23 protein-coding genes are annotated in these 23,649 nt (G+C 75.1%); 9 read left to right on the top strand and 14 right to left on the bottom strand.

What is annotated here, in order from left to right:
* Positions 1 to 442: 442 nt before the first annotated feature.
* The 3 genes from ACZ7LB_RS10975 to ACZ7LB_RS10965 form a co-directional block, all read right to left on the bottom strand.
* A complete protein-coding gene (locus ACZ7LB_RS10975; protein ID WP_471467070.1) occupies positions 443 to 1,585 on the bottom strand; it encodes an LLM class flavin-dependent oxidoreductase in 1,143 nt (380 codons plus the stop codon).
* Between the two features lie 123 nt (positions 1,586 to 1,708).
* Entirely contained in the window at positions 1,709 to 2,266 is a 558-nt protein-coding gene (gene ssuE / locus ACZ7LB_RS10970) for an NADPH-dependent FMN reductase (RefSeq protein WP_471467069.1), read from the bottom strand.
* A 233-nt stretch (positions 2,267 to 2,499) separates the two neighbouring features.
* Positions 2,500 to 2,583 carry a putative leader peptide gene (locus tag ACZ7LB_RS10965; RefSeq protein WP_365213827.1) on the bottom strand — a complete coding sequence of 28 codons (84 nt, stop codon included), beginning with the start codon at positions 2,581 to 2,583 and terminating at the stop codon, positions 2,500 to 2,502.
* Between the two features lie 194 nt (positions 2,584 to 2,777).
* Here ACZ7LB_RS10965 and ACZ7LB_RS10960 point away from each other — a divergent pair, with 194 nt between their 5' ends.
* Both ACZ7LB_RS10960 and ACZ7LB_RS10955 read left to right on the top strand, forming a co-directional pair.
* A complete protein-coding gene (locus ACZ7LB_RS10960; RefSeq protein WP_471467174.1) occupies positions 2,778 to 3,236 on the top strand; it encodes an SPW repeat protein in 459 nt (152 codons plus the stop codon).
* Between the two features lie 154 nt (positions 3,237 to 3,390).
* Positions 3,391 to 3,873, top strand: a complete 483-nt coding sequence (locus ACZ7LB_RS10955) for a nucleoside deaminase (protein WP_471467067.1) — start codon at positions 3,391 to 3,393, stop codon at positions 3,871 to 3,873.
* 338 nt (positions 3,874 to 4,211) lie between these two features.
* On the opposite strand, the gene ACZ7LB_RS10950 is transcribed toward ACZ7LB_RS10955, so the two are convergent.
* Positions 4,212 to 4,976 carry a chaplin gene (locus tag ACZ7LB_RS10950; protein ID WP_471467066.1) on the bottom strand — a complete coding sequence of 255 codons (765 nt, stop codon included), beginning with the start codon at positions 4,974 to 4,976 and terminating at the stop codon, positions 4,212 to 4,214.
* Between the two features lie 318 nt (positions 4,977 to 5,294).
* Here ACZ7LB_RS10950 and ACZ7LB_RS10945 point away from each other — a divergent pair, with 318 nt between their 5' ends.
* From ACZ7LB_RS10945 to ACZ7LB_RS10930, 4 genes are all read left to right on the top strand, one after another.
* The gene (locus ACZ7LB_RS10945) at positions 5,295 to 6,896 is read left to right on the top strand and encodes an alpha/beta hydrolase (protein WP_471467065.1); all 1,602 of its coding nucleotides are present in this window, start codon (positions 5,295 to 5,297) and stop codon (positions 6,894 to 6,896) included.
* A 96-nt stretch (positions 6,897 to 6,992) separates the two neighbouring features.
* Complete coding sequence (locus tag ACZ7LB_RS10940; RefSeq protein ID WP_471467063.1) at positions 6,993 to 8,087, top strand: baeRF3 domain-containing protein; 1,095 nt, start codon at positions 6,993 to 6,995, stop codon at positions 8,085 to 8,087.
* A 754-nt stretch (positions 8,088 to 8,841) separates the two neighbouring features.
* Positions 8,842 to 9,129: a hypothetical protein gene (locus tag ACZ7LB_RS10935; RefSeq protein ID WP_471467062.1), complete on the top strand. Its 288-nt coding sequence runs from the start codon at positions 8,842 to 8,844 to the stop codon at positions 9,127 to 9,129.
* 183 nt (positions 9,130 to 9,312) lie between these two features.
* A complete protein-coding gene (locus tag ACZ7LB_RS10930; protein WP_471467060.1) occupies positions 9,313 to 9,744 on the top strand; it encodes a hypothetical protein in 432 nt (143 codons plus the stop codon).
* A 195-nt stretch (positions 9,745 to 9,939) separates the two neighbouring features.
* Here ACZ7LB_RS10930 and ACZ7LB_RS10925 read toward each other — a convergent pair whose 3' ends face one another.
* From ACZ7LB_RS10925 to ACZ7LB_RS10900, 6 genes are all read right to left on the bottom strand, one after another.
* On the bottom strand, positions 9,940 to 11,154 hold the full coding sequence (locus ACZ7LB_RS10925; protein WP_471467058.1) for a VWA domain-containing protein: 1,215 nt from the start codon (positions 11,152 to 11,154) through the stop codon (positions 9,940 to 9,942).
* Positions 11,155 to 11,306: 152 nt separating this feature from the next.
* On the bottom strand, positions 11,307 to 11,504 hold the full coding sequence (locus tag ACZ7LB_RS10920; RefSeq protein WP_471467057.1) for a hypothetical protein: 198 nt from the start codon (positions 11,502 to 11,504) through the stop codon (positions 11,307 to 11,309).
* 337 nt (positions 11,505 to 11,841) lie between these two features.
* The gene (locus tag ACZ7LB_RS10915; RefSeq protein WP_471467055.1) at positions 11,842 to 12,354 is read right to left on the bottom strand and encodes a hypothetical protein; all 513 of its coding nucleotides are present in this window, start codon (positions 12,352 to 12,354) and stop codon (positions 11,842 to 11,844) included.
* A gap of 66 nt (positions 12,355 to 12,420) precedes the next feature.
* The gene (locus ACZ7LB_RS10910; RefSeq protein ID WP_471467053.1) at positions 12,421 to 12,585 is read right to left on the bottom strand and encodes a hypothetical protein; all 165 of its coding nucleotides are present in this window, start codon (positions 12,583 to 12,585) and stop codon (positions 12,421 to 12,423) included.
* Between the two features lie 232 nt (positions 12,586 to 12,817).
* Positions 12,818 to 13,186, bottom strand: a complete 369-nt coding sequence (locus tag ACZ7LB_RS10905; RefSeq protein ID WP_471467052.1) for a hypothetical protein — start codon at positions 13,184 to 13,186, stop codon at positions 12,818 to 12,820.
* A 633-nt stretch (positions 13,187 to 13,819) separates the two neighbouring features.
* Positions 13,820 to 14,329, bottom strand: coding sequence for a GNAT family N-acetyltransferase (locus ACZ7LB_RS10900; RefSeq protein WP_471467050.1), 510 nt, complete (start codon positions 14,327 to 14,329; stop codon positions 13,820 to 13,822).
* Positions 14,330 to 15,425: 1,096 nt separating this feature from the next.
* Here ACZ7LB_RS10900 and ACZ7LB_RS10895 point away from each other — a divergent pair.
* Positions 15,426 to 16,784 carry a PAS domain-containing protein gene (locus tag ACZ7LB_RS10895; protein WP_471467048.1) on the top strand — a complete coding sequence of 453 codons (1,359 nt, stop codon included), beginning with the start codon at positions 15,426 to 15,428 and terminating at the stop codon, positions 16,782 to 16,784.
* A 109-nt stretch (positions 16,785 to 16,893) separates the two neighbouring features.
* Here the strand turns inward: ACZ7LB_RS10895 and ACZ7LB_RS10890 are convergent, their stop codons facing one another.
* Together ACZ7LB_RS10890 and ACZ7LB_RS10885 are read right to left on the bottom strand one after the other, a co-directional pair.
* Positions 16,894 to 18,399 (bottom strand): DNA-binding protein NsdB, encoded by a 1,506-nt coding sequence (locus ACZ7LB_RS10890; RefSeq protein WP_471467046.1) that lies wholly within the window; start codon positions 18,397 to 18,399, stop codon positions 16,894 to 16,896.
* A 58-nt stretch (positions 18,400 to 18,457) separates the two neighbouring features.
* A complete protein-coding gene (locus ACZ7LB_RS10885; RefSeq protein ID WP_471467044.1) occupies positions 18,458 to 18,676 on the bottom strand; it encodes a hypothetical protein in 219 nt (72 codons plus the stop codon).
* Between ACZ7LB_RS10885 and ACZ7LB_RS10880 the strand changes: the two genes are divergently transcribed.
* Entirely contained in the window at positions 18,675 to 19,817 is a 1,143-nt protein-coding gene (locus tag ACZ7LB_RS10880; RefSeq protein WP_471467042.1) for an aminoglycoside phosphotransferase family protein, read from the top strand. The genes ACZ7LB_RS10885 and ACZ7LB_RS10880 overlap by 2 nt on opposite strands.
* Positions 19,818 to 20,100: 283 nt before the next feature.
* On the top strand, positions 20,101 to 22,083 hold the full coding sequence (locus ACZ7LB_RS10875) for an N-acetylmuramoyl-L-alanine amidase (RefSeq protein ID WP_471467040.1): 1,983 nt from the start codon (positions 20,101 to 20,103) through the stop codon (positions 22,081 to 22,083).
* Positions 22,084 to 22,103: 20 nt separating this feature from the next.
* Here ACZ7LB_RS10875 and ACZ7LB_RS10870 read toward each other — a convergent pair whose 3' ends face one another.
* On the bottom strand, positions 22,104 to 22,601 hold the full coding sequence (locus ACZ7LB_RS10870; RefSeq protein WP_161228465.1) for a hypothetical protein: 498 nt from the start codon (positions 22,599 to 22,601) through the stop codon (positions 22,104 to 22,106).
* A 140-nt stretch (positions 22,602 to 22,741) separates the two neighbouring features.
* A complete protein-coding gene (locus tag ACZ7LB_RS10865) occupies positions 22,742 to 23,644 on the bottom strand; it encodes a universal stress protein (RefSeq protein WP_471467038.1) in 903 nt (300 codons plus the stop codon).
* Between the last annotated feature and the right edge of the window lie 5 nt (positions 23,645 to 23,649).

Here is a 23,649-nt window from a genome sequence, read left to right as displayed (position 1 = left end):
CCGTACCGGAAGATGAAGGGCATGCCTGCCCCTTTCTGCTCTGGCTGACCGTCTGGCCGGTCCGGCATCTCGGAGACCCGCAGGGGCGACTGTCGCTCGACCCATTCTCTCACCGTCGACGGCCCGCGGCAGCTCTGATGCACCGCACGAACCCGAGCGGCCAGGCAACCCGCCCGGATGGCACGACGGTTCACGGCGGTGCCGGTACGTATGGCTGTGACCGTGAACAGATCGCCCGGCACTGTTCACGGAATCCGACCGGTGCCGCGGCCGGATCGAGGTCCCGCCGCCCCTTGCCCAGGACAGTGGCCTTCCCTGCCCCGGCTGACGCCGACCGCCGGGGACGGGGCCGACGCGGCGCCAGGCCGGCCGGCGCCCGTCACCCGGTGTCCGTCACCCGGTGCCTCACCTCGGTCGCCCATCGGTCGCAAGCGGCCGGGCGTCAGACGGCCACCGGTACCGGCGCCTCCGTCGCGGCCGGGTCCGTGTGCGGGTGGTGCCAGAGGCCGCGGGCGGCGAGGCGGGGCAGGACGCCCTCGCCGAACCAGTACGCCTCCTCCAGGTGCGGGTAGCCGGACAGGACGAACTCGTCGATGCCCAGGGCGTGGTACTCCTCGATCCGCTCGGCGACCTCCTCGTGGCCGCCGACCAGGGCGGTGCCCGCGCCGCCGCGCACCAGGCCGATCCCCGCCCAGAGGTTGGGGCGGATCTCCAGGTCGCCTCGGTCGCCGCCGTGCAGGGCGAGCATGCGCCGCTGCCCCTCCGACTCGCTGCGGGCCAGGCCCTCCTGCACCGCCCGCACGGTCGCCGGGTCGAATCCGTCGAGCAGCCGGTGCGCCTCGGCCCAGGCGTCCCGGGCGGTGTCGCGGGTGATGACGTGCAGCCGGATGCCGAAGCGCGGGGCGCGGCCCCGAGCGGCGGCGGCCTCCCGCACCCGGGCGATCTTCTCCGCGACCTGGGCGGGCGGCTCGCCCCAGGTGAGGTACACGTCGGCGTGCCGGGCGGCGATCTCGCGGGCCAGGGGCGAGGAGCCGCCGAAGTACACCTCCGGCGCCGGCTCGGGCACCCGGGTGAGCCGGGCCTCCTCGACCCGCAGGTGCGTGCCGTCCAGATCGACGGTGCGGCCCTCCCACAGCCCCCGTACGACGGTGAGGAACTCCCCGGTGCGCCGGTAACGGTCGTCCTTGTCGAGGAAGTCCCCGTAGGCCCGCTGCTCGCGGCTCTCGCCGCCGGTGACGACGTTGAGCAGCAGGCGTCCGCCGGTGTGCCGCTGGAAGGTGGACGCCATCTGCGCGGCGAGGGTGGGCGAGATGGCCCCGGGGCGGAAGGCCACCAGGAACTTCAGCCGCTCGGCGGCCTGCGAGACCATGGCCGTGGTCAGCCAGGCGTCCTCGCACCAGGCACCGGTGGGGGTGAGGGCGCCGACGAAGCCGAGGTCCTCGGCGGCGCGGGCGATCTGGGTCAGATAGCCGACGGTCGGCGGCCGGTGCCGCCCGAAGGACGTGGCCGGGGTGCCGTGTCCGCCGCCGACGACATCGCGGCTGTCGCCGCTCGTGGGCAGGAACCAGTGGAAGGTGAGGGACACGAGGGTCTCCGTTCGGTGCGTGCGCGGACACCGCCGCGGGGGGACGGTCCGGGCGGGGTGCGCGAGGTCGTGCGGGGGTGCGGACCCGCGAGGGATCCGGGGCGGGACGGGGTCCGGGGCGGGTCAGCCGGTGGTGGCCAGGACGGGGAGACGGGCACCGAGCGCCGCCGAGAACCGGTCGACGACCCCGGCGAGGGCCTCGGCGGCGGCCGGGGCCACGGAGACCGTGCCGTCCTCGTGGGCGGTGATGTCGCGGTCGAGCGTGAACCAGCCCGGCACGACGTGTTCCGCGCCCATGGAGGTGAGCACCGGCCGCAGGGCGTAGTCGATGGCCAGGACATGGGCGGTGGAACCGCCGGTGGCCAGCGGCAGCACGGTCTTGCCGGCCAGGGCGTACTGCGGGAGCAGGTCCAGCAGCGCCTTCAGGACTCCGGAGTAGGACGCCTTGTAGACGGGCGTGCCGACGACGACGCCGTCGGCGCGGGCGAACAGTGCGGCGGCCTCCACGATCGCGGGGTGCCGGAAGTCCGCGCCGAGCAGGGCCTCGGCGGGGACGGTGCGGACGTCGAGCGGGATCACCTCGTGGCCCTGGGCGGTCAGCCGGCCGTCGAGGTGGCGCAGCAGCCGGTTGGTGCGGGAGGAGACCGAGGGGCTCCCGGAGACGGACAGGACGATGGCCATGGGTTCTCTTTTCGGGACAGCGGGCCGGCGGAGCGGCCGGAGGGCGGACCGGGCACGGTGCGGCCGGGAACGGCGCGGGACGGCGCGGTGCCGGGGACGGCACGGCGGTGTCCGCGGGGTGCGCGGTGGCGGCACCGGGCGCGCGGCGCCCCCGTCCCACCGGCGCGGAACGGCCGGTCGCGGGAAAGGGGAAGGGGCAGGGGAAGGAAGGCGCCGCGGGGGGACGGGAGGGGTCAGGCCGCCGGGCGACAGAAGGCGCTGGAGACACGCGCGAGGTCGACATGGCGTCGCCGCGTGAGGTCCAGTCGCAAGGTCATGCCGTGAATCGTGTCAGCGGCCGGAGAGGAGCGTCAAGGAGATCCGGGCCCGTTCCCGCCCCGCGGACGCCGAATTCATACCGGTGTGACAAACGGACGTACTCCAGGGGCCGTTGCCCGTCTCTTCCTCCCCCGGCTACACATAAGGGAAAAATAAGAGCAGAATGGACGTAGTCACCGAAGGAGACGACGTCATGGCCAACGTCTCGCACCCCAGAGGGGCCACCCACCCCGCGGGGGACATCACCGCTCACCCCGACGCCTCGGAGATGCGGGCCCGCTACGCCCGTGTGCTCGGAGGCCGCGACGTGGCGCTCATGGACGGGCCGGTGTTCCTGCTCGGCCTGTACTGCGCCGCGTCCCCGTGGATCGTCCACTACACGGCGAGCCAGCCCGCGCTCATGACCCACAACCTGATCATGGGTGTGGCGATCGGCCTGCTGGCGCTCGGGTTCACCCGGGCCCCCGACCGCATGTACGGCCTGAGCTGGGCCATGTGCGCGATGGGAGCGTGGATGATCGTCGCACCGTGGATCGTCGGGTCCCACCCGGACGCCGGCGTCATCTGGAACAACATCGTCATCGGAGCCCTGGCACTGGTCCTTGGGGCGGCCTGCGCCGTCGCGTCGGCGCGGAGCACGACCAGACGGTAGGGGACGAGCCGACGGAAGGAGCCCGCGCGGGCCGGTCCACCTCCCCGGACCGGTCCGCGCGCCTGCTCTCCGGGGCCGCGGAGCGTCGGCCTCCGCTCGCGCATAGGCTGGGCGGAGCCCATCGGGGGCCGCACTGCGAGGAGGACCGGACACCATGGTCGTGAAGGACGCCGAACTGCCGTACCTGCGCCGTTGCGTGGAGCTGGCGGCCCGGGCGCTGGAGGCCGGGGACGAGCCGTTCGGCTCGGTGCTGGTGGGCGCGGACGGGACGGTCCTGGCCGAGGACCACAACCGGGTGGCCTCGGGTGACCGCACCCGTCACCCCGAGTTCGACCTGGCCCGCTGGTCCGCCGCCCACATGTCACCCGAGGAGCGGGCCGGGGCCACGGTGTACACGTCCGGCGAGCACTGCCCGATGTGCTCCGCCGCGCACGCCTGGGTGGGGCTCGGCCGCATCGTCTACGTCGCCTCGTCGGAGCAGCTCGGCGGCTGGCTCGCCGAACTGGGCGTCCCGGCGCCGCCGGTGCGGACACTGGCCGTGCGCGAGGTCGCGCCCGACGTGGCGGTGGACGGCCCGGTCCCGGAGCTGGTCGAGGAGGTCCACGCGCTGCACCGCAGGTTCCACACCGGGCGGTGACGCCGCGGCCGGATCCCGCGCCGACGGAACGCGGCGACCCGGCGGTGTGGGTACGGAGAGGTCCCCGCGGTGGAGACCGCGGGGACCCGTGGGGCCGCGCCGCCGGGGCACGGTCCCTCACCGTTCCCGGACCGGGGCTCCCGGAACCGGAACCCGCCGGGGCGGGGCCCTGAGCGGGCCTCCGGTGGCCGGGTGCCCCGGAACCGGCCCCGCCCGATCCGGACACCCCCGGACCGGACGCTCAGGAACCGGAGGCCCGGGGACCGGACGCCCCAGGGCCGGATGCTCCCGGACCGGACGTTCCCGGACCGGACGTCACCTGACCGGGCACCGCCCGGTCAGGCGTCCCGCCCCGGGCGGAAGCGCCGGTAGAGGGCGGCGCCGCCGAGGGCGAGCGCCGTACTGCCCGCGAGCGCCGTCATCGTCCCGTCCGCACCGGTGTGGGCGAGGGACGCCTCGGTCCCCGGCCCGGCCGACGGCGGGGCCGCGGGCTCCGGAGCGGGCTTCGCCGGAGTGTGCGGCTCGGCGGGGGCGGACGGCTCCGGCGACGGTTCCGGCGTCGGCTCGGTCGGGCGCTCCGGCGGCTCGGGGCGGTCGCCGGGGGCGTTGACCGACTGGTTGCCGAACACCGGGTTGCCGACGCCCACCACGTTCACGCTGTTGCCCGTGACGTTGACGGGTACGTCGACGGGGAGCTGCACCCCGTTGCCGGAGATCACTCCCGGGGAGCCGACCGCGGCGCCCTCGGCGGTGGCACCGCCGGAGGTCCCGCTCGACGCGCCGCCGTGGGACCCGGATCCCTCGCCGTGGCCGCCGGAGCCGTGCTCCTTCCCGGGGCCGGCCTCGCTCCCGCCCGTGTTGGCGCACTTGTTGCCCGCGGCGGGGTTGAGGAGCCCGACCACATTGACGGTGTTGCCGCAGACGTTCACCGGAACGTCGACCGGGAGCTGCACGGTGTTCCCGGAGATCACTCCGGGAGAGCCGACCGCGGCGCCGTCGGCCGAGGCCCCGCCGGCCGCGAAGGCCGCGTACGCGGGCAGCGTCACGGCCATCGCACCGGAGGCCGCCACGGCGAGCACACCGTTTCGGGTAACCCTTCGCATGAGGTTCCCTGCCTTCCAGACATGGTCGCGGGCACTCGCCCGCAGCGGGTAAACCCCGGGCGGGCCGTCCGGGTTATGGCCTCATGATCTTTCACCCGTTCGGCCGCCCCCACCCGAACATCCGCCGTCGTCACCGCAAGGACGTGCGAGCCGGGCGCCGAGCGGACGGCGGCCGGTGACACCGAGGGTGCCGGCGTCATCACGAGCGGGCGCGCGGTGACCCCCGCACCGGTGCCCGGAGGCGGCCCCGCCGGGGCCCGCTTAGGGTGGGCGCGGGCGCCGAGCACCGGTCCGCGACGGAGCGTCCGGGAGGCATCGATGCAGGTCAAGACGTCGACTCGGCCCTCTCTCGGGGGCCGCGCGGTCACCGGGGCACTCGGTCTGGCCCTGCTGGGCGCGGGCCTCCCGGCCACCATCGCCGAGCCCGCGTCCGACGGACTGTCGCGGTTCCACCGGCAGACCGTCCGCTGGTCGCGCTGCGTCGGCGTGGACATGCCGCCCGACCTCCAGTGCGGCAAGGTCACCGTCCCCCTCGACTACGCCCGGCCCGGCGCGGCCACCCTCGACCTCGCGGTCGCCCGCTACCGCGCGACCGGCGGCTCGCGCGGGTCCGTGGTGCTGAACTTCGGCGGTCCCGGCGGCTCGGGCGTCGACGAACTCGCCGCCGCGGGCAAGGAGTTCATGCAGCTGACCAACGGCTACGACGTGGTGTCGTTCGATCCGCGCGGTGTCGGCCGCTCCTCCCCCGTCACCTGCGGACCCGCCACGGCGGAGATCATGAAGGCCACGGACCCCGACCGGGAGCTGACCGACCCCCGGGAGGCGCTCCGCATCCTGCGCGACGCCTCCGCCCAGTGCGCGGCGCACTCCGGACCCGTGCTGCGTCACATGGGCACGGTCGACGCCGCGCGCGACCTGGACGTGATGCGCCGGGCGCTCGGCGACGACCGGCTCAACTACCTGGGCTTCTCCTACGGAACGCGGCTGGGGGCGGTGTACGCGGCACGGTTCCCCCGCGCGGTGGGCCGGATGGTGCTGGACGGCGTGGACACCCTGACCGAACCGCCCTCCGCGCAGGGGCTCGCCGGGGCGCGCGGCCAGCAGATCGCGCTGGACCACTTCCTCGACTGGTGCGTGCGGGACGTCGCCTGCCCGTTCGGCCGGGACGCGCGCACCGCCCGCGGCGCCGTGGTGCGGATCGTCGCCTCGCTGGACTCGGATCCGGTACCGAGCGCCTTCGGGGAGCCCTTCTCCGGCCAGGACCTCGTCGGCGCCATCGGACAGGCGCTCTACAGCCGGCAGCTGTGGCCGTCACTGGAACGGGCCCTCGGCCAGTTGCTGGACGACGGCGACACCCGCGGCCTGGAGGGCTTCACCTCCGGCGGCGTCACCCTCCCCGTCCGCGCCGCGCCGCCGCCCGCCCCCCGGGCCGCCGGCGCCGGGCTCACCGACCCGGAGGACGTCCCCCTCGACAACATGCCGTCCGCGCTGATGGCGGTGAACTGCGCGGACGATCCCGACCGTCCCACGGCCGGGCAGGTGACCCGGTCCCTCGGGGAGCTGCGCAGGCGCTACGAGGAGGCGTCCCCGGTCTTCGGCCGCTACCGGCTCACCCAGGTGCTGATGTGCCACGGACGCCCCCGGGGCACCGACTACATCCGCGAGCGGGTCAAGCACGTCGACACCCCGAGGATGCTGCTGGTGGGCACGCGCGGCGACCCGGCGACGCCGTACCGCTGGACCGAGGAGACCGCCCGGCGGCTCGGCCCCTCGGCCGTGGTGCTGGACAACCGGGGCGAGGGGCACACCGGGTACGCCTCCTCCAAGTGCGTGCACCGCAAGGTGGACGACTTCCTGCTGTACGGCTCCCTGCCGTCCGGCGGCAGCTCCTCCTGCGGTCCGGAGGGCGACGACCGCTGAACGGCGCCCCGACCGGCGCGGGCACCCGGCGCACCACCCCGGGCGGGGTGAATTGCCCCGAATGCCGGATACGCCCCACGGCTCTATGGTGCTGACATGGAGCACGAGCTGAGTCCCGACACCCTCGCCGAACTGCGGCGCGCCCGCCCGTATCCCGCGGTGTCCGTACTGACGCCGACCCACCGCCGCGCACCGGACAACTCCCAGGACCCGGTCCGGCTGCGCAACATCGTCGCGGAGGCCAAACGGCAGCTGGAGGACGACCCGGCGGTCACCCGCGACCGGCGCCTCGACGTCTCCCGGGAGCTGGACCGGGCCCTCGCCGAGGTGGACCTCACGCACGCCGAGGACGGCCTGGTCCTGTTCGCCGCGCCCGGCGAGCACCAGGTGTGGACGCTCGCCCGTTCCGTTCCGGAGCGGGTCGTGCTGTCGGACACCTTCCTGACCCGCAACCTCGTGGCCGCCCAGGCGTCCGAGCGGCCGTTCTGGGTGCTCTCGGTCGCGGCCGACCGCGTCACCCTGTGGAGCGGCGGGGTGGACCGGGTCACCGAGGAGCACCTCAACGGCTTCCCGATGGACCGGCCGCCGGAGAACTTCGACCCGGAGCGCCAGGAGCGCATCGGGGACTCCCCCAGCACCTTCCAGGACGAGGGCACCCGCCAGTTCCTCCGCGAGGCGGACGCCGCGATGGCCGAGGTGCTGCGCGCCCATCCCCGTCCGCTGTACGTCACCGGCACGCAGGCGGCGCTGGCGCTGATGGAGGAGGCCGGAACCACGCTGCGCGACGCGATGACCGTCCCGCACGGCGGCCTGGCCAACGGCACCCCGGAGGCCGTGTGGCAGGCGGTCGCCCCGGCCCTCACCGACGAGGCGCGCGGCGCGGCCGACGAGGTGGCGCGGGAACTGGAGGCGGCGCGCGGGCGCAAGGACTTCGCGGCCGGCGTCGACGAGCTGTGGGAGAACGCCCGCACCGGACGGGTCCGGCTGCTGGCCGTCGAGGAGAACTACCGGGTGACCGTGCGCGACGACGGCGACCACCTGGTCCCGGCGGAGAGCGGCGACCTGGACGCCCGCGAGGACATCGTGGACGAGATCGTCGAGCAGTGCCTGGACACCGGGGCCGATGTCCGCTTCGTGCCGGACGGCGCCCTGGGGGACGCCCACGGCATCGCGGGCGTCCTGCGGTACTGACCCCGGCACCGGCCCGGGCCGCGCCCGTACACGAACCGGCACGGGCGCCCGTACGCGAACCGTCCCCCGCGACGGCACCGGCCCGAGGGGGACACCGCTCCCGGAGCGTGCCGCCCGCGTCGGCCGTGACACCCTGCCCGCCGCACGCCCCGCCCTCCGGCGGCCGCGCGGCGAGCGGGGCGGGAACGGCGGACGCGATCCGGGTTCACGCGGCGCCAGGACGGTGGGCGCCGGCGACCGAAGGCACGAGCCCGACTGGCGCGCGAGCGCGAGGGCCTGCGTCCCACGGACCACGAGCAGATCGCGGCGGCGCGCAGGCACTGCACGCGGCTCGCCCGCGACATCGCGGCGGGTATGTGATCGGCCCGGATCACTCGGTGTCCGGAATCCTCGAAGCCACGCCTGGGCAGCGGCCGGGTCAGGCGGTGCCCGTGGTCTCGGAACGGGCACCGGGCCGGACCCGCCCCCCGGCTGCGGGAACCGGAGGCGGCGGACCGGTCGGACCCGGCTGGTCATCACCGCCTGCGGCCGACTCCGCCTCGCTCGTCCGATCACCCGCGCCCCGTGGGACCCCGGGGAAAGCCGACCCGACCCGCACCGGCTCACGTCTGTCCGGGCCAGGCGGACGTCTCGGAACCACCGCCAGGACACGCCCTCCCCCGCCGGACCACCGAAGTCCCGCACGGCGCTCACCTCGACCGGCTTGGGAACGACGCAACGCCCACCGGGCCATGGAGCAACCTATGATCCGGACGTGGATGGTGAACTGCGGTTCCGCAAGGCGCTGATGCGGGCTGATCGTGGTGAGGGCGAGGTCGCGAAAGCTGCTTTGCGTGACCTCGCAGGCGAGCTCGGGGCTTCAGCACTGAAAGTGAGAGCCCTGGTGGTCCTTGGCGACATGCTGGCCTCTGACGGTGATCACGGCACAGCCGGGCACGCACTGCGCGAGGCCGTCGCCCTGGGCGAGTCACTGGACGGGGCTGATGATCTGGTGGACTACGAGGTGAACCGGGCGCGCGACATCCTGGAACATCTGCGCTGACGTCCGACACCCCACTCGGCAGGGCCGCAACGCCTCCGGCCTCGGAGTTCGCGAAGAGCAGGGCCGAAGGACGGGCGACTCCGCCCTCGGACGGCCGCCCCGGTATTCGTAAGCTGTTTCGTGGACGATCACGGCGGCTCCGGACCTCGGGCGACGCCACACACCGCGGAACCGGAGGCGGACATGCGGAAGAGGCGCCCCCTTCTCGGAGCTCTCTGCTACTTCCTGATGGGCGGTGCGTGCCTGCTGGTCGCCGTCGCGATGGCGACGGGAGTGAGGCAGGCGGTCCATCTGCTCCCGGTCGTCATCCTGGGCGTTCCGGGTGCGGTGATGACGTTCCGCGCGCCGGTGTTCGGCGTCCGCTACGGGCCGGACGGGCTGAGGTACTCCGGGCTGTTCAACGCGCGGTCCCACGCGTGGGAGGACATCCTGGAGGTGCGGGTGGCCGTCCTGTCGGGCGCGGTCCACTCGTCCGACGTCCCGGAGCTGGTACTGGCCTCGGGCGGGACGGACCTGTTGTACATGCTGTCGGGCCACAGCTCCGTCCGGGTCCGGAACAAGCGGGTCGTGCGGCTGGTCGCCGAACTGGAGACGGCACGCGCGGCAGCTTCCTGACACCGGCGGAGCACCACTGCCTGCCCGCAGCTCCAGGCGTGCCGCATCCGTTCGGCCGGGTGGCACGCGGCCCGCCCCCGCAGTCAGCCACCGGGACGTCATCGGGGGTTCGACGGTGGAACGTCGGGATTCGAGGTGCACCAGCACTCCCCCGGTCATCGCCGAAACGGTGGCGCAGTGCCCCCGGTTACGGCCTCATGAGCGCATCCAGGTCGCGAAGGAGTCGACCAGGCCCGTGTAGAACCGTTCGCCGGGGACCGAGCCGGGGTTCTTGCTGGCGTCGTAGAAGGCGACGTTGGTGAAGGTGGCCGAGGTGGAGGCGTTGAGGTTCTTGTAGAAGGCGAGCTTGCCTCGGCCGAAGCCGACGAAGAGCCAGAAGACGCCCAGTGAGGCGGTGTTCTGGAGGAGGGAGCGGACCTCCGCCTTGTCCCAGGGCTCGTCACCGACCTGGGTCACGATGAAGGCGGGGTCGGAGGCTCCGGACTCCTGGTAGTGGCTGACGGCACGGCGCATCGCGTTGGCGACGTTCCCCCAGCCCCAGTCGACCTGGGTGTGGAGTTGTCCGATGCGGCCGCGGTAGTTGTCCAGCCGGATCTCCTCGAGGAACGGATCGTCTCCGCTGGAGAAGATCACAGGTACCGTGCCGTCGTCGTCGAGGTTGGCCGACAGGGCCAGGACGCGTTCGGCGAACGCCTGCACGGCGAACGACTCGTAGAGCTCCTCCATGTGCGAGTCGTGGTCCAGGATCAGGTAGACGGCGGCCCGCCGCCCCGTGATCCCCCGGTCCGCGAGGACCCGGCCGGCCTGGCGGGCGGGGGCCAGCAGGCCCGGGGCCCGCCGCTCCAGCTTCGTCAGGTCGACCGAGGCGGAGCCTGCGCTTGCCGTGCGCGTCCGAGCGGGCAGCGGCGCACCGCCGGTTTCGGGTTCCGGGTCGACGTCGACGCCGTAGTCGGTCGCCAGTCCCGCGAGGCCGGAGGCGTACCCCTGCCCCACGGCCCGGACCTTCCAGCCGTCACCGCGTCGGTACAGCTCCGCCAGGACCACGACGGTCTCGCCGGACGTGAAGTCCGGCGCGGTGAACGACGCCGCCGGAGCGCCGTTCTGGGTGACCGTCAGTCGGGGTGCCCGGGTGAAGACGGCGCCGGGCTGCAGCGGATCGGCGCTCGCCACGACAACCACACGGTGCACGCCCACCGGCAGGTGAGAAAGCTCCGCGGTGACCGCCGCGCCCTGGACGGACACGCCGTCCTGAGCCGGATGGTTGTAGAAGACCAGGTCGTGATCACCGCGCACCCTGCCGTCAGCACCGAGCAGCAGCGCGGACACGTCCGCCGACAGCCCCTGCACCGCCACCGTCAGCACCGTCCGCGCTGTCAGCAACGCCGTGTTCTCACCCTTACGCAGCAACATCGCCTTCCTCCGCCCCTGTTGATCACCGGAGGAGCAACGGTAGTCACCCGCGCGCGCCCGCGCCGCCTCTTCCCGTGCATCCGGCGAACCAACCGGCACCGCGGCCCCCGGCGTCGGCCGGTCCCCCGTCCCGACCGGCGGAAGCCAGGGGTTCACGTCCGGTTGAGGCGGGCGCGGTCGGCCGCTCCGGGGCCGCCGATCGACCGGTTCGTGGCCGACGGGTGCTGGAGCAGGTTCTGGCCCACCGGGTCGTCGTCGGCGGTGTCGCCGACCGCGGGCAGGGCGGCACCGGTGTCCCGGGGCACGGTCTGCCCGGTGGCGCCCTCGATCCATGCCGCGGCCGTCCTCACGAGCCCTTCCGCCGGCAGCGGTTCGGCGATACGGATGGAGTGGAGCAGGTTCGGGGCGGGTTCCTCCGCCAGGCGTGACGCGAACCGGGCGCGTACTTCGCCGACCGGAGACGCCCGGCGGGGCGAGCACCATGCGGACCGCGCGCTCGGCTTCTCCCCCCATGCCGTACTCGCCGCGTTCCTTCACCCGGTCGAGGAACGCGGCGACCACGCGTCGCGGAGTCGTCCCGGCCGCCGCCTCTTCCTGTATGCCGGGCTGCCCGCAGAGGTGCGGAGGGGCTGGCGCCGCCGAGTCGCCTCCGTCACGTTCCGGCACCGCCCGCCCCCGACCGGCGGGTCACAGGGAGACACCGTGAAGCACGCCCGCGCGCCCGGGACCACGGCGGGGAGCGCGCCGACGCCGGGGGAAGACGTCCTCCACCCCCTGGCCTGCTGAGGGCTGTTCGCAGCGCTTGCTGGCCAGAGCGAACACGTCCAGGAGGCACAGCAGAACCACGACTGCGGCGCAGAGTTGAACCGCCGTCAGCAAGCCGGTCGCGGTGGCCGGGAGGCCGACTCCGACGAGGGGGACTCCGACGCCGAGGCAGACGACGTAGAAGCCGGAGGGCACCTCCGCGTGCCGGTCCTCGGGGGCGAGCAGGTTGACCTGGATGATGCCGCCGAGGAAGGTCAGCCCCTGCCCCCTCCCGCCGATGACGGTGGCGGCCAGCAGCAGGGCGAGTGAGCCGGTACGTCCGGCGACCACCAGCAGGACCGGGCCGACGGCCGGCAGGACCGGGTCCGTGATCCGGAGGCCGGGCGCCCGGCGTCCCGGCACCGCGAGTTGCGCGGCCACAAAGCAGGCGGGCATCAGCGTGACGGCTCCGCCGGCCAGGGCGAGGTTGCCGCTGCCGGAGCAGGGTGACGTGGCGGGCGCTCAGGAAAGTCCGGTCACGGAACTCAGTGCAGCGGGGGACGCTCCGGACGCCGCGCCCACGGCCAGGCCCTGCAGCAGGCGGGCCGCGAAAAGGCGGGCGATGCCGTCGGCGAGGGCGAACACGAGGGAGCCGAGCGCGGCCGGCAGTACGGCCGGGAGCAGCACCTTGCGGCGGCCGACGAGTCGGGCGGAGGTCTGCGATGAGCAGGGACGGGATGGGCGGGGCGACGTGCACCGCGAAGATCAGCGTGAGCACGAGCGGGGAGAACCCGAATGAGTGCTCATATCCCCGGTGCCGGGGGGTGGGCAGATTCGTGCCGGTGAGCCGTACTTCAGCCGGTGGGCGTCCGCGGCGGACGGCGCGACGAGCGCTCAGCCGCATCGACGACGCCGCGGGTCAGTACGCCTGGTCGGCCTGGGGGGCGGGCGTGTCCCAAAGGATGTAGTGGTAGCGGTGACCCCCGTTCCCGACGCCCAGCCACTGGACTGCCGCCAGATGGTTCGCGCTGGTCGGCATGCAGAACCAGGTCCCCTCCAGGCCGGGGACCATCCAGGCGGTGGACGACGGCGAGGCAAGGGCGCTCGTACAGGTCTTCGGGGTAGCCCCCTGCGAGGAGTCCCCCACGCGTCCGTTCATGACGGAGAACGTGGTGCCGCCGTTCCACATCATGTCGGGGCTCGTCACCAAAGCCCCGACCGTGCCGTGCTCGAGATCGGCGCTGTAGCCCCTGAGGAGCGTGAAGTCGCCGGTCCTGAGGATCGCCACCGACGTTTCCGAGGGCGTCGGCGAAGGAGGGAGAGTGGTCACCCCACCGGCGGCCGGCTCGCTCGGGGCTGCGGTTCCCGTCGCCTCCGGAGCCGACGCCTCGGGTGATGCCGGGGAAGCAGCCGCGGGCCGGGCAGGGCGATTGGCCCCCTGAGTGACCAGCGTGACGACCAGGCCGAGCACCGGGACGAGGATGCCGACGACCCACCAGGCCCATTTCGGTGGCCCCGTCCTGGGCTCCGGGGGCGCGGGCCGCGGAGGATGCGGCGGCATCGGTGGATGTGGTCTCGTTCCGTCCGGCTCGCCCGTCATGCCGCTACGCCCCCGTATGCGCTTGACCGTCCACCCAAAGATCCTCACCGTACCCAGATGATCGAGTACATGCCATGCATTTGGCTTCAGCAGGATCCTCGACGGGCGCGGAACAGCCGTGCTTCACGACCGCGGCCCTGGAGCCCCGCGCTGGGCGAGACACGTGCGGCCTCGCAGTGACCGGGGCTCCGCCTGCGGCGGCGTCCTGGAGGGGCGGGCGTCTTCCTCTAGGACGAGCCGGGCTCCACGGGCCGCCGCGGCTCTTCCACCCGGGACCGTGGCGCCCCCGGAGCACGAGTCCAGGGGCACCGCGGGAAGAGATCAGACGCCGAACGCGGGGGGATAGCGGATGGTGCCGGTCGGGACGGAGCGGGTGTCGTCGAGGGCCAGGGCCATCATGGCTTCATCCGGTACGTCGAAGGGCGCGCGAATGCCGAAGCGGGAGGCGGGAGTGAAGCCGAACCGGGGATAGTAGGAGGCGTGGCCCAGGACAAGAACCAGGTTCTCTCCCACGGCCCGAGCCGCGTCCAGGGCGGCCCGAACGGCGGCGGTGCCGGCGCCGGTGCGCTGGACCGAGGGCAGCACGGCACATGGGGCCAGGGCGAGGGCGGGCTGACCGCCGACATGGCAGCGGGTGAGCAGCGCGTACCCGACCGGAGTGCCGTCGGCGGCCGCGGCGACCACGGCCAGGCCGTCGATCCACGCGTTCGGGTCGGCGCGCAGGGCATCGACGATGTCGGCCTCCGCGGCGGTGGGGAAGGCCCCGAGGAGAATCCGCCGGACGGCGGAGATGTCCTCGGTGGTCTCGGGGCGGGTGGTCCAGGTGGTCATGGTCCCCTTCTCAGGTGTCGTGTGTGCGCACGGCGGGCAGGCCACGTTCCGACGGGCACACCCCGGGGCGGCCCGCGCCTTGGTGCGGTGCCCCCGTCGGGCCCCGGCCGGGCGGGCCGTGGTTCCGGGGCGGTCATCGTCTCCCGTCACGGCACCCTCGGGGCAGCGGCACCGGCACCGGCACCGCCCTCCGGGGCCGCACCACCGGGTCCGGCCTCCGCGCATACCGGCTGCCGTGGCCACCGAACCGGAACGGGTCAAGATCCACATCGGTGCGGAAGGTCAGTGCCCGGACCGTTCGTCCGGCGACGGTGGCCGGTCCTCCCATTCTCTCCCGCCGGGAATTCGACGCGGTCACGGGGTCGCACGCCTTCCGCGACCGGCCGTGGCCGCCCGGCCGGCGCGCGGTCGGGCTTCTGAAGTCATCTGTTCCTCCCTCGGCAGGCGGGGGCGTGGAGCGTTCGGTACGGGTCGCGGTCGTCGGTGCCGGTGCCGGTGCCGGTGCATCGGGAATCTGCGCGGTGCGCGAACCGCGGCGGGCTCCCGGGTGTCGTGCACCGTCTTCGAGAAGGCCGAACGCGTCGGCGGGACCACTGGCGGGACACCCCCCATCCGGGCGTGGCCTGCGATCCGCCGCCCCGATACCACAGCTTCTCGTTCGCCCGGTCCACGACTGGCGCGGGAACTTCACCCCCGGGCTCCGAGATCCTCGGCCGCATCGAGGCGGTCTGCCGGGACCAGGGGCTCGACGGCGCCGTCCGGTTCCGCCGGGAAGTGCGGGACGCCGCCTGGGACGAGGGCGGGCGCGCCCGGATCGTCACCGGGACGGACGGCGGGACGGAGCGCTCCGACACGGTCGTCGCCGCAACGGAACTGTCAAAACCCTTGCCCAGAAGCCGACTTCGGATCGTCCCGCCGCCTCCGCGCAGCCGCCCGGTGCCCTCCGGGAAGACCCTGGCACATGCCAAAGACACCGTCGCGCCCGGTGTCGCCAAACGCCTCCCGGGGCGCCCCGGGCTGTGCGATCGTCGGAACGGTCCCTCCGCAGGCCCCGGCTCCCCACGGGGCCCTACCCGTCTGCACACCGGAGTGCGTCATGCCGTCCCCCCTCTCCGCGGGCCGCCCGGCCGCGCCGTCGCCGCACGGAGCGCTGGACGCGCTGATCCTGCGGACCCGGCGGCTGCGCGGCGACGTGGACGCGGCGCGGCACGCCGCCCCGGACGGCGCCGCGCACCCGCACGGCTCCCGGCGGCACGCCCTGTACGCCGTGGCGCTGCGTCACCTCGACGCCGCCGGGCGGAGCCTGGCGGATCTGCGGGGCGTTCCGGCGGCCGGGGAGCCGGCCGGGCCGCCCGGCCGGGTGGGCAGCGCGGAGTGGGACCTGCTGACGGGCCGGGCCGAGTGGTCGGCCGGGCTGTTCCGGATACTCGGGCGCGACCCGGACTCCGCACCGCTCGGCCTCGACGCCCTGCCCTCGGTGGTGCTGCCCGAGGACCGGCCCGCCCTCACCGGGATGGTCACCGACTGCCTCGTCGACGCCCGGCCCGTCGACGGGGAGTTCCGGGTGCGGCGGCCCGACGGCACCGTACGGCCCGTGCACATGCTGGGCGGTCCCGTGCCCGGCCCCGACGGCGGCATCGCCTCGATGTGGGCGGTGCTGCGCGAGACCGGCGTGCCCCTCCCGGGCCCGCGCCCGCGGCACACCCCGGGTACGGCGGCGGACCCCGGGGGGCAGGGTGCCGCCGGTGCCGTGGCGCCGCCGTGGCGCGGGCCGCTGCGGTTCCCGCGCCGGGGGCGGCCGGGCCTGGACCTCGCCGCGGACGGCCCGGCCTTTGCCGACGGCGGGCCCGGTACCGACGGCTGGTACGACGCGTGCGCGCTGGGCGGCGACGGCACGCTGCTCACCGTGGGCGTCCTCGCCGCGACCGCGCCGGGGACGGCGAGCGCGCCGGTGCCCGGCACCGCCCCCGAGGGGGGCGTCCGCACCGGCGGCAGCAGCGCCTCCCAGGGCATCGCGGCGCTGCTCGGCGCCCTGCGCGGGCTGGCCCTGGCCGGTGCCGGGCCCCGGGAACTGCCGGACCGGCTGGCCCTGTTCCTGGCGGACGCCGCGCTGCCGGCCCCGGCCGTCACCGTCTGCTGCGGCTACCGTCCCGGCACCCGCGCCCTCACCTGGGCGCACGCCGGGGGCCCCGCCCCGCTGCTCTTCCGGGGCGGGGCGGCCGGTGTCCTCGACGGCCCGGGGCGCACGGCGGTGCTCGCACCGGGTGACCTGCTGGTCCTGCGCACCGCCACGGCGGGGCCGGACCGGGGCCCTCTCACGGCCCTCGCCGCCCGGCTCACCGGGGCCCGCACCGCCGGGGAGGCGCTGCGGTGGCTCACCGGGGCCCCGGGCGGACCGGAGGCGCCCCGCCCGGAGACGGGCGGGTGGACCCTGGTGGCCAGGGTGACGGAGTAGCCACGGGACACGGCGGAACAACCGCCGCACGGCGCCCGGAGCGTGCCCCGGCGGGGGCTCCATCCGCCGGGCCCCCCGCACCGCCGGAGCCCCGCGGGCCGCCGGGGCCCTACGCCCGGGCGGCGGCCCCGCCCCGGCCCCCGGGCTGCCTCGGCCGGGGCAGTGCCAGGGCGATCTCCTCCCGCAGTTCCCTGATCCTCGGATACCCGGCGTACTCGGCGGTGAGCCGGTACATCTGGCGCAGCCGGTCCCAAGTGCGCCGGGAGGAGTTGGAGCCCATCGACACCAGGGCGAGCCGCGCGAACCCGTCCGCCTGTTCGGGGTCGTCCGCGATGAAGCAGGCGGACGCCATGGACAGGAAGTCGAAGATCTTGGACCGCTGCTGGGCGTCGACCCGCAGGGCGAGCGCCTTGTCAGCGTAGTGCCGGGCCTGCACGGCGGCGCCGGGCTCGAACTCGGCGAGGGTGCGGTGGGCGAGGGCCTGCATGCCGTACAGGTCGGCCTCGTTGAAGAGCTGCATCCAGCTCGGCGGCGGCACGTCGCCCCGGTCGGAGACGAACAGCTCCTCCGCCAGGCCCAGGGTGCGGCGCATCGCCTGGCCCCGGCCCATGGACGCCTGCGCCCAGGCCTCGACGGTGTGGAACATCGCCGTGGTGCGGGGCAGGGCCTCCTCGCCCGAGCCGGTGCGGGCGAGCTTCAGCAGGTCGAGCGCCTCGTCGGGGCGGCCGAGGTGGACCATCTGGCGGGCCGCCCGGGACAGTGCCTCCCCGGCGCGGGGCCGGTCCCCGCCCTCGCGGGCCGCGTGGGCCGCGATGACGAAGTACTTCTGGGCCGTGGGCTCCAGGCCGACGTCGTGCGACATCCAGCCCGCGAGGACGGCGAGGTTGGCGGCGACGCCCCACAGGCGCCGCCGGAGGTGGGGCGGGTGGTGGTAGGCGAGCATGCCGCCCACCTCGTTGAGCTGGCCCACCACCGCCTTGCGCTGGAGGCCGCCGCCGCGGGCGGCGTCCCAGGCGCGGAAGACTTCGACCGAGCGCTCCAGTTCCTCGATCTCCTGCGACCCGAGGGGCGCGGCCTCGTAGCGGTCGAACCCGGCGGGTTCGGCGTGCGGGGTGTCGAGGGAGTGGGGTGCGTCGGCGACCGGGGCGGGACCGGTGTGGAACCAGTCCCGCATGGCACCGCTGAGTACGGTTGTTCCCGCGGCGAGCGCGGCGCCCGCGCCCACCAAGCCGCGTCGGTTGAGCATGAGGTCCATTCCCGTGAATTCGGTGAGGACCGCCGCGGTCCGCCCGGACGCCCACGGCACTCCGTCGGGATGCTCCTCGTTCCCGTCGGGCGACCGCTTTCCCGCACGCCCGTGCCGGACCAGACCGAGGTCCTCGATGGTCACGACACGGCCGAGACGCTCGGTGAACAGCACCGCCAGCACCCTCGGCACGGGATCGCGCGGGATCTCTCCCATGTCGATCCACCGCCGCACCCGCGAGGTGTCGGTCGCCAGCTGGGGGTGGCCCATGGCCGCCGCCTGCCGGTTGACCAGCCTCGCCAGCTCACCCTTGGACCAGCCGGCCAGGCCGAACAGGTCCGAAAGGCGGGCGTTGGTTCGTCCACTCACGTCAAGCCCCCAGGTTCTCGGCTGAGTTGACACTAGCCCCGTGCGGATTGCCGGGCGACTATTCGCCACCGTTCGCCAGGGTGCGCCAGATGGTGTGCCACGGCCGGGCGGGTGTCAGGTAGGAAAGCGCCGTCCCGACCCGGTCGCCGGGGCTCACTCCCCAGGGTGGCCCGGCGGCCGGGCCGGGGGGCGCGACGACGACGAGGACGGCGCGCCCGTGGGGGCGGCGCCGTCCGGACAGGCACACCAGCCACACGAAGGGATCTGTCTCGCCCATGTACGCAGCATCGTCCTCCGTGGCCGCCCCGCCCCGCCCGCCGCACCCCCGTCCGGCGGGGAGCGGCGGCCCGTACCTGGCCCCCGCCCGTCCGGCGGCCCCGGTGCTCGGAGCGGGCAGGCCGCGGCACGGGGCGGTACCCGGCGGCCAGACACTCAGCGGACGGCTCGACCTGTCCGGCGCCCAGGGCGCCCAGTTGCGCGCCGCCATCGCCTCGGTGCACCGGGTCTGCCCCGAGTTCGCCCCGGTGCAGGTGCTGCGCCGCAGCGGCCGCTCGGTGCTGCTGGTCGGCACGACCGGGCGCAGTACGGCGGTCGCCAAGTGCCTGGTGGACCACTCCCCCGCGTGGGCGGAGCGCACCCGGCACGAGATAGGGGTCTACCGCTCGTTCGTCCGGCACCGCCCCCCGGTGCGGGTGCCGAGGCTGATCGCGGCGGATCCGGACAACGGCACCCTGGTGATCGAGCGGATGCCGGGCCGCCCGGCTGCGCTGCTGCGCCACCCGGTGGAGGCGCCGCCGCGCGCGGACATCCGGGCGGTGCTCGGCGCGGTCCGCCGGCTCAACGAGTGGCGGCCACCGGCCGGCACCTTCGTCGCCCCGCTGGACTACGCGCGGCGGATCTCCCGGGACCACGAGCTGGGCCTGCTCACCGACCGGGACCTGGGCGACCTGCGGAAGCTGCTGCACGGCATCGCCCAGGCGGCCGGGCGCGAGGCCATGGGCCAGTTCTGCCACGGCGACGCGCTGCTCTCCAACATCCTGATGTCTCCGGCGGGTCCGGTGCTGGTGGACTGGGAGCACGCGGGCTGGTACCTGCCGGGCTACGACCTGGCGACGCTGTGGGCGGTGCTCGGTGACTCGCCGGAGGCCCGCCGCCGGATCAGCCACCTCGCCCAGTCGGCGGGACCGGCCGCGCGGGACGCGTTCCTGGTCAATCTGATGATCGTGCTGACCCGGGAGATCCGCACCTACGAGACGGCCGTGCAGCGCTCGCTCAGGGAGTCGCCCGCGTCGGCGCCGGGCGCGGGACACCCGGGCGCGGTGCCGTCCGGGGAGGAGCAGCGGCTGCTGCTGCGGCGGCTGCACGACGACTGCCAGCTCGCCCGTCGGGCCGTACGGGCGGCGGTCGGCACCCGCTGAGGCGGTGGACGAGGGGCCGGGGCGCGTCCGGAGCGGGACGCGGCCCGGCCCCTCGTTCCGTGTTCCCGCCCTCGGGACCGCCGCCGGTGTACGCCACTGACGCCGCGCAGGTCCGCGGCCCACCCGCGGCGGAACCCGGCCGGCCCCCGGCGGCGGGGCGAATCGCCGTCCCCCCTCGCATGATTGACGGATCGTCACGGCGCCCGGTACCACTGTCGGGCGCCAGTGCCGCGGCACTGGGTCCCGCACGCCCCGTCACGCCCCACCGTCACAGGAGGCCGCCTTGCGACGACCCGTCCCCCTTCCCCCGTCCGCTCCCGGCCGCGGTCGCGGCCGTGCCGCGGCCGGTGTCCTGGCCTCGGCGGCGCTGCTGCTGCCGCTGCTCGGCGCGGCGCCCTCCGCCTCCGGCGCCGTCGCCGCTCCGCCCGCGCCGGACCGCCTCCAGCGGGCCTTCGCCGACGCGTCCGCCGAGTACGGGGTGCCGTCGAGCGTGCTGCTCGGCGTCTCCTACCTCCAGTCCCGCTGGGACGGCCACGGCGGCTCGCCCAGTGTCAGCGGCGGCTACGGTCCGATGCACCTCACCGACGCCCGTACCGCCCTGGCCGGCGCCTCCCACCACGGCGAGGGCACCGAGGACCCGCGCGGCGACGGCGCCCGCGCCCCGCTGCGGCCCCGGGCGAGGCCCGCGCCGGAGACCGGGCCGCCGCCCGCCCGGCTGACCACCCTGCCGAGGGCGGCCGGGCTGACCGGACTCGGCCCGGCGGCGCTGCGCGAGGACCCGGCCGCCAACGTGGCCGGAGGGGCCGCGCTGCTCGCCGCCGCCCAGCGGGATCTGGGCGAGCCGCTCAGCAGCGACCCGGCCGACTGGTACGGGGCGGTGGCGGGGTTCTCCGGCGCGGACGACGCCGCGACGGCGGCGGCCTACGCCGACGACGTCTTCTCGGTGATCCGCGAGGGCCGGGAGCGCACCACCGACGCCGGCCAGCGGGTCGCGCTGGCCGCCGACCCCGGCCTGGCCCCCGACACGGCGCAGCTCCGGCGCACCGGACTGCGGGCCGCCGCGACGGCCGGCACCGAGTGCCCGGCCTCGGTGCCCTGCGAGTGGATCCCGGCCCCGTACGAGGAGTTCGGCGACGGCGACTACGGCAACCACGACCTCGGGAACCGGCCCGCCTCGCAGCGCGTGCGGTACATCGTCGTCCACGACACCGAGGGCGCCTGGAACGGCGTGCTGAACATGGTCCAGGACCCGACGTACGTCTCCTGGAACTACACGCTGCGCTCCACCGACGGCCACGTCGCCCAGCACGTGAAGGCGAAGGACGTGGCCTGGCACGCGGGCAACTGGTACGTCAACGCCAACTCGATCGGGCTGGAGCACGAGGGCTTCCTCGCCGAGCCGGACGCCTGGTACACGGAGGCGATGTACCGCTCCTCGGCACGGCTGGTGCGGTACCTGGCCGGGAAGTACGGCATCCCGCTGGACCGGCAGCACATCCTGGGCCACGGCAACGTGCCCGGACCGACCACGGCGACCGTCGCCGGCATGCACACCGACCCGGGGCCGTACTGGGACTGGCGGCACTACTTCGAGCTGCTCGGCCGCCCGCTGGTGCCGACCGCCGGGCCGGGCGCCGACGCGGTGACGATCCGCCCGGACTACGCCTCGAACCGGCCCGAGTACACCGGGTGCGCGACCCGGGGCGAGGCGTGCGTCCCGCACGGTTCGAGCGATGTGCGGCTGTACTCCGACCACGATGCGAACGCGCCCCTGATCAGGGACATCGGCCTGGGCGGCGCGCCGACGACCGGGGTGAACGACCTGTCGTCCCGGGTCTCCACCGGCCAGCGGTTCGCGGTGGCGGACCGCTGGGGCGACTGGACGGCCATCTGGTACCTGGGGCAGAAGGCGTGGTTCCCGAACCCGCGCAGGCAGCCGGCGGCGGTGCCCGCGCGGGCGCTGCTGATCACCCCGAGGGAGGGTCTGGAGAGCATCCCGGTGTACGGGCGGGCCTATCCGGAGCCGGCGGCCTACCCGGCGGAGGTGCCGGTCCAGGCGGTGTCGCCGCTGCCGTACACCCTGCCGAAGGGCCAGACGTACGTGGCCGGGGACAAGGTGCCGGGCGAGTACTACTACGCGGTGGACTTCGGCGGTGCCTCGCACCGGGTGGTGACCGGTGAGGACCTGTACTACGAGATCCAGTACGGCCACCGGGTGGCGTACGTGCGTGCCGCCGACGTGACGGTGGCGTCCCCGGGGCGGTAGCGGGGACGCCGTCGGGCCGGTCAGCCCTGCTGGAACAGCTCCGCCGGGAGCGGCTTCAGCAGGGCGTACAGGTCGTCGGTGATGGGGCGGTCCCAGGCGGCGATGGTGACCAGGACCCGGTCGCTGCGGTCGAACTGGACGCAGGAGATCCGGCTCTCGGAGAGCTTGAGGCGGCGCACGATCAGCAGGTTGTCACCCTGCATCACGGGCACGTCCTCGGCGCCGACGACGGTCACCTCCTCGTCGTTCTCCAGGGCCAGCAGCAGTTGCGCCACCTCGAAGGGGACCTCGCCCTCGGGGACCTCGCGGGCCGGGGAGCCCTCCGGCAGATTGCCGATGATCATCGCGGGGCCGCGCCCGCCGAACAGGTCGTAGCGCAGGAAGACGCCCTGGCAGCTTCCGTCGGGCGCGGGGAGCAGCCCGGCGCCGAGGTTGCCGGGCCAGTCACCCGGGTCCATGGCCAGTACGTCGAAGTCTGGCCCGGCGGGGGTGGCGCTGCGGCGGCGGAGGAACGACATGCCGACATGGTACGTGGCCCGGCCGGGTGAACGCCCCACGGGCGACGGCCGGGACGGCGCTCCCCCGGCCCGCCCGGAGGCCGTCCGGGCGGGGGTGCCGCGGCGTTCCGGAGGGGGCCGACGGAGGGGCGCCCCCGGGGCTACTCCTCGGCCGGGGACGGGGGGACCACGGCGACGGGGGCCGCCGCGTGGAGCAGCACGGCGTGGGTCACGGAGCCCAGCATCCGGGCGGGGGCGAGCAGGCGCCGGCGGTGGCGGCCGACGACGACCAGATCGGCGTCCCGGGAGGCGGCCACGAGCTGTCCGGCGGCATCGCCCGGGGCGACGTACGGCTCGGCCCGGACCTCCGGACGGCGGCCGCGGTGGGGGGCGAGGAAGCCGTCGGCGAGGACCCGGGTGTCGTTGGCGACGGCCGTCTCGTCGATCACCGGGGCGACGACCTGCCCCGCGGCCCAGGTCTGGATCGGCCACGGGTAGGCGGCGAGGACCTGGAGGCGGGCGCCGCGCCGGGCGGCCTCCTCGAAGGCGAAGGCGAGGGTCGCCTCGTCGGGGCTGTCCACGTTCAGCCCGACGACGACCCGGGGGCCGCTGCCCGGCGGGACCGGCCCCTCGGGCACCTCACGGCCGGGCCGGGGGACCACGACGACGGGGCAGGGCGCGTCGCGGGCGGCGGCCAGGCCGATGGAGCCGAGCAGCAGGCTGGCGAAGCCGCCGCGGCCCCGGGAGCCGAGCACCAGCAGTCCCGCGTCGGCGCCCAGCTCCGGCAGGACGGCCCCGGGGGCGCCGTCCAGGCCGAGGTAGTCCGTCGTCGCGGCGTCGGCCCGGCCCGCCAGGTGGTCGCGTGCCTCCTCCAGGACGGGGTCCTCGCCGGAGTCGGGCGGTCCGGCGACCAGGACGTCGGTCTGGCCCCAGGCCGCGTACTGCCGCACGTGCACGACGCGCAGGGCGGCGCCGCGGACCCGGGCGGCGTCGACGGCCCAGTCGAGGGCGCGCAGACTGTCCGGGGATCCGTCGACCGCCGCGATGACCGGCAGGGTGTTCATGGTCC

Source organism: Streptomyces sp. NPDC107521 (genome assembly GCF_055598485.1).
This window is presented reverse-complemented; position numbering and strand designations above follow the sequence as displayed.